5 protein-coding genes and 1 other RNA gene are annotated in these 5,126 nt (G+C 78.9%); 1 reads left to right on the top strand and 5 read right to left on the bottom strand.

All coding sequences use genetic code 11. The features are described 5' to 3' along the window. Together ABEB16_RS14155 and rnpB are read right to left on the bottom strand one after the other, a co-directional pair. The coding region (locus tag ABEB16_RS14155; RefSeq protein ID WP_345712882.1) for a TPM domain-containing protein at positions 1–719 on the bottom strand (719 nt) is incomplete at its 3' end. Positions 720–791: 72 nt separating this feature from the next. After that, positions 792–1,181, bottom strand: an RNA gene (rnpB, locus tag ABEB16_RS14150) — RNase P RNA component class A. Between the two features lie 116 nt (positions 1,182–1,297). On the opposite strand from rnpB, the gene ABEB16_RS14145 reads away from it, so the two are divergent. Then, on the top strand, positions 1,298–2,041 hold the full coding sequence (locus ABEB16_RS14145; protein WP_345712881.1) for a YaaA family protein: 744 nt from the start codon (positions 1,298–1,300) through the stop codon (positions 2,039–2,041). Between the two features lie 18 nt (positions 2,042–2,059). Here ABEB16_RS14145 and ABEB16_RS14140 read toward each other — a convergent pair whose 3' ends face one another. From ABEB16_RS14140 to ABEB16_RS14130, 3 genes are read right to left on the bottom strand one after another with little or no spacing between them, the layout of a single operon-like run. Continuing rightward, positions 2,060–3,175: a bifunctional RNase H/acid phosphatase gene (locus ABEB16_RS14140; RefSeq protein WP_345712880.1), complete on the bottom strand. Its 1,116-nt coding sequence runs from the start codon at positions 3,173–3,175 to the stop codon at positions 2,060–2,062. Further along, entirely contained in the window at positions 3,172–3,915 is a 744-nt protein-coding gene (locus ABEB16_RS14135; RefSeq protein WP_345712879.1) for a zinc ribbon domain-containing protein, read from the bottom strand. The genes ABEB16_RS14140 and ABEB16_RS14135 overlap by 4 nt, the downstream gene beginning before the upstream one ends. 6 nt (positions 3,916–3,921) lie before the next feature. Further along, complete coding sequence (locus tag ABEB16_RS14130) at positions 3,922–5,112, bottom strand: Nif3-like dinuclear metal center hexameric protein (RefSeq protein ID WP_425560199.1); 1,191 nt, start codon at positions 5,110–5,112, stop codon at positions 3,922–3,924. Between the last annotated feature and the right edge of the window lie 14 nt (positions 5,113–5,126).

Raw genomic sequence — 5,126 nt, 5'->3', positions numbered from 1 at the left:
TCCTGCTCGCTGGCCCGCACCGCGTCGTCGGCCTGCACGAGCAGGGCGTCGGCGCGCTGCTGCAGCGCCGCCGTGGGCTCCCCCGGGAAGGGGTCGGGCGGGTCCGCGACGCGCCGACCGCCGCGCGCCGCGGTGCGGTGGTGGCGCAGCAGCAGGAGCAGCCCGCCACCGGCGAGCACGAGGGCGAGGACCACCCCGGCGAGCAGCCCGAGCGGCGAACCACCGACCTCGGCGCGCACGCCGTCGGCGGCCGCGACCACCGCGCCCGCCCAGTCCTGGCGGCCCAGCCGCGGCTCGACGTCGTCGCGCGCCACGGCGCCCATGTCCGCGGTGCTCAACCTGGCACCGGAGGCCGTCCAGTAGCCGTAGGCGCGGTCCTCCACGGCGACGGCGAGGAGGACGTCGTCGGTGCCGAAACCGCTGGCCAGGAACGTCTCGCGGGCCCAGTCGGCGCCGTCGAGGCCGTCGAAGGTGGCGACGTAGGCGACCCAGAGCTGGATGCGGTCCTCGTCCACCAGCCGCTGCAGGGCCGCCTCGACCTCCTCGCCGGAGCCGTCGAGCGCGCCGACCTCGTCGGTCACCTGCTGCGCGAGGCGCTCCGGCGCGGCGGCCCGCGCGGGGGCGGCGGTGAGCGCGGGCAGGGCGAGGACGGGCAGCAACAGGAGCAGGACGGCGAGGACGACCGGCGCAGCGCGGCGCGCGGGGCTGGTGGCGTGCACGCCGCCAGTCTGGCCGAGGCCGGCGATGACGCCAGTCCCGCACCGCGGCGGGGGCCGGCGGCGCGGTGGTGGGGGACGAGCCGGCCTGTAAGCCGGATCCTGTGCCCGCCCGTCCCCTCGCGGGGGCGGGCGGCGGCGACCATCCCTCTAGGACGTGCGTTGCCGCACGCCTCAAGCGGCCTACCCGGCAGCTCGGGCGGGCCGCCCTCGAACGCTGCCTGTCTGGCCTTGCTCCGGGTGGGGTTTACCGAGCCGCACCGGTCACCCGGTGCGCTGGTGGTCTCTTACACCACCGTTTCACCCTTACCAGCGCGGACGCTGGCGGTCTGCTTTCTGTGGCACTTTCCCGCGGGTCACCCCGGGTGGGCGTTACCCACCACCCCGCCCTGTGGAGTCCGGACTTTCCTCGGCGGGCACCGCCCCTCGCGGGAACGGCCCCGACGCGGCCGCCCGGCCGGCTCGTCCACCGCCAGCCTAGCCGCCCACCAGGGCCCCGGAGCGCACCGCCACCCACCCGGCCACCCACCCGGCGCAGCCCCGCCGGGTGCGCTCCCGGCGCCCGCCTAGGGTGCTCCCTCGTGCTCGTCGTCCTGCCGCCCTCGGAGACCAAGTGGGAGGGCCCGCAGCGGGGCGCCCCCGTCGACCTCGACGCCCTGTCGCTGCCCGCCCTCACCGGCGCGCGGGAGCGGGTCCTCGACGCCCTGGTGACCGCCTCCGCCCGGCCGGGTGCCGCGGAGCTGCTCGGCGCGGGCCCGCGGCTGGCCGCCACCGTCGCGGCGAACACCTCGCTGCGCACCCGGCCCGCCGCGCGGGCCGCGCAGGTCTACCGCGGCGTGCTCTACGACGCCCTGGACCTGCCGTCACTGCCGGCACCGGCGCGTCGTCGCGTGCTCGTCGTCTCGGCGCTGTGGGGGGCGCTCACCCCCGGCGACCGCATCCCCGGCTACCGGCTGTCGATGGGCACGGACCTGCCCGGCGTCGGGCCGCTGGCCGGTTTCTGGCGCCCGCACCTGGCCGCCGCCCTGGCGCCGGCCGGCGTCGTCGTGGACTGCCGCTCCAGCACCTACGCGGCGGCGTGGCAGCCGTCGCGGGAGGTGGCCGGGCGCACCGCGGCGGTGCGCGTCAGCCGCGACGGGCGCAGCGTCTCCCACGACGCCAAGCGGACCCGCGGCCTGCTCGCCCGGCACCTGCTCACCCGCCCGGGACGGGTGCCGCGCACCGTGGCGGAGCTGCACGCGGCCGCCGCGGAGGCGTTCGCGGTGCGGCTGCAGGCACCGGTGCGGGCGGGGGCGCCCTGGGTGCTCGACGTCGAGGCCGCCTGACGCGCGCCGGCCGCGGGATCAGTGGCGGTTGAGGGTCCAGACCTCGCCGCCGTCGTGGCCGCAGCGCAGCACGGTGCGGGAGCCGGGGTCGACGCGCAGCCGGGTGTGGGCGGAGGGTGCGGCCTCCAGCGCGGTGCGGACGAGGTGGCGCACGGGGTCGAGGTGGGTGACGACGGCCACGGTGCGCCCCGCCCAGCGGCGCAGCGCGCGGTCGTGGGCCTCCTCGACCCGTCGCGCCAGGGCCGCCAGGGACTCCCCGCCGGGGGGCGCGGCGTCCGGGGAGGTGCGCCAGGCGGCGTACGCGGCGGGCCAGCCGCGCACGACATCGGGCACCGTGCGGCCCTCCCACTCCCCCAGGTCGGGGGCGTCCCAGGCCGGGTCGGTGAGCACCTCGACGTCGCGGGCGCCGGCGAGCAGCCGGGCGGTCTCCCGCGCCCGGCGCAGCGAGGAGGTGACCACGACGTCGGCGTGCGAGACCTCCCAGGAGGTCGCGGCGGCGGCCGCCTCGGCGCGGCCGCGCTCGCTGAGGGCGGGGTCGTCCCCGCCGCGGCCGCTGAGCCGCTGGGCCTCGGTGAGGGCGGTGGACCCGTCGCGCACGAGCACCAGGGTCGTCGGCGGTGCGCCGGCGGCACCGCCGAGCGAGCCGGCCACCGGAGCCGCCGTGGCGGTCGCGGTCGCACCGGTGGTCGCGGTCCCGCCGGCGCGCTGCCACGTCCGGCCGGCCGCCGCGGCGTCCATCGCCTCGTTCGCGAGCCGGTCGGCGGCGGAGTTCTGCGCACGCGGCACCCACGTGTAGCGGACCCGCCCCGCCGGCAGCACGGTGCGCGCCTCCTCCACGAGGCGGCGCATGTCCTCGTGCTTGACCTTCCAGCGGCCCGACATCTGCTCCACGACCAGCTTGGAGTCCATCCGGACCTCCACCTGCGCCTCGGGGTCGAGGGCGGCCGCGGCCCGCAGCCCCGCCAGCAGACCGCGGTACTCCGCGACGTTGTTCGTCGCCCGGCCGATGGACTCGGCCGCCTCGGCGAGCACGTCCCCGGTCGAGGCGTCGCGCACGAGCGCGCCGTAGCCGGCCGGCCCCGGGTTGCCCCGCGAGCCGCCGTCCGCCTCCACGACGAGCCGGCGCGCGCTCACAGACCGGACTCGGCGGTGCGCACCAGGATGCGCCCGCACTCCTCGCAGCGGACCACGTCGTCGGCAGCGGCGGCGCGCAGCCGGTTGATGTCGACGGTGTTGAGCTCCAGCCGGCAGCCCTCGCAGCGGCGGGCGCGCAGCATCGCCGCACCGACGCCGCCGCGGGTGCTGCGCAGCTTCTCGTAGGTGGCGACCAGCGCGTCGTCGATGCCCATGGCGACGGCCTGCCGCCGCGCCACGGCCGCGGTCTCCTCCGTCGCGATGCCCGCCAGCGCCTCGTCGCGGCGCCGCTCGGCCTCGCGGACCGCCGCGGCCACCTCCGCCAGCTCCGCCTCCGCCCGCGAGGCGCGCCCCTGCGCCTGCTCCAGGCGCTCCATGACCTCCAGCTCGACGTCCTCCAGGACGCCCTGGCGGCGGGCCAGGCTCTCCAGCTCGTGCTGCAGCCCCTCCAGCTCCTTGGGGCTGCCCGTGCCGGCGTCCAGCCGGGCGCGGTCGCGGTCGGCGCGCTGGCGCACGACGGTGACGTCGGCCTCGGCGCGGGTGACCTCCCGCTCCACGTCGGAGACGGCGGTGCGCGCGGCGACGGCCTCGTCGGAGACGACGGAGTGCCTGCGCAGCAGGGCGTCGAGCTCGGCCTGCTCGGGCAGGGTGGCGCGGCGGTGCGCCAGCTGCGCCAGGCGGGTGTCGACCGCCTGCAGGTCCAGCAGCTTCTGCTGGTCGATCGCCGGGGCCTTGGGCATCCGGAGTCACTCCCCTCGGCTCGGGATGCGCGACGTCCAGGGGTCCGTGCGCGTGGTGGAGATGCGGAGGTCCACCGTAGAGCCCCGTCCGGCCAGCCCCGCGCGCAGCCGGGCGGCGGCCTCGGGCAGCCAGGGCCACTCGCTGGCCCAGTGCGCGACGTCGACGAGGGCGGGGCCGCGCCCGCCGGAGTGCTCGCGGGCCCCCGAGCCGTGCTCGCGGGCCTCCGAGGCCGGGTGGTGGCGCAGGTCGGCGGTGACGTAGGCGTCGGCGCCGCTGGCGCGCACCTCCGCGAAGAGGCTGTCGCCGGAGCCGCCGCAGACCGCCACCCGCCGCACCGGCGCACCGGGGTCGCCGGCGACCCGCACGCCCTGCTCGGTGGCCGGCAGCGCTGCGGCCACGCGCTCGGCGAAGGCGGCCAGCGGTTCGGGCGCCGCCAGCTCCCCCACCCGCCCGATGCCCAGGACCGGGTCGGGGCCGGCCTGCTCGGTGAAGGACGCCACGGGCACCTCGTAGGGGTGCGCGGCGCGCAGCGCGGCGAGCACGGGCACCCGCAGCGCGCGGGGCACGGTCAGCTCCAGGCGCACCTCCGCGACGTCCTCGCGCTCGCCCACCCGCCCGATCGCCGGCCGCGCCCCCGGCAGCGGGGTGAACGTGCCGGTGCCCGGGGCGGCGAAGGCCACCCGCTCGTAGCGCCCGGCGCGCCCGGCCCCGGCGGCCGCCAGCGCGTCGAGCACCCGCTCGGCGTCGGCGGTGGGCACGAAGGTGACGAGGGTGTCCTGCGCCTCGCCCGCCAGGGGCTGCAGCGGGACGAGGTCGCGCAGCCCCAGGGCGGTGGCGAGGGCGTCGGAGACGCCCGGGGAGGCCGCGTCGGCGTTGGTGTGGGCCACGTGCAGGGCGCAGCCGGCGCCGATCAGCCGGTGCACGACGCGGCCCTTGGCGCTCGTGGCGGCCACCGACGTCACCGGCCGCAGCAGCAGCGGGTGGTGCACCAGGAGCAGGTCGGCGCCGAAGGCCAGGGCCTCGTCCACGACCGCGGCGACCGGGTCGACGGCCAGCAGGACGCGGCGCACCGGCTGCTCGGGGTCGCCGCACACGAGGCCCACGGCGTCCCACGACTGCGCCCACCGCGCCGGGTAGAGGTCCTCCAGCACGGCGAGGACCTCGCGCAGCGGAGGTGGTCCGGGATCGCTCGGCACGTGGGCCCGGCCGG

Origin of the sequence: Kineococcus glutinatus, assembly GCF_039542765.1 — a bacterium.
Taxonomy (GTDB): domain Bacteria; phylum Actinomycetota; class Actinomycetes; order Actinomycetales; family Kineococcaceae; genus Kineococcus_A; species Kineococcus_A glutinatus.
Note: the sequence above shows the minus strand (reverse complement) of the source record. Positions and strands in the feature narration are given on the sequence as shown.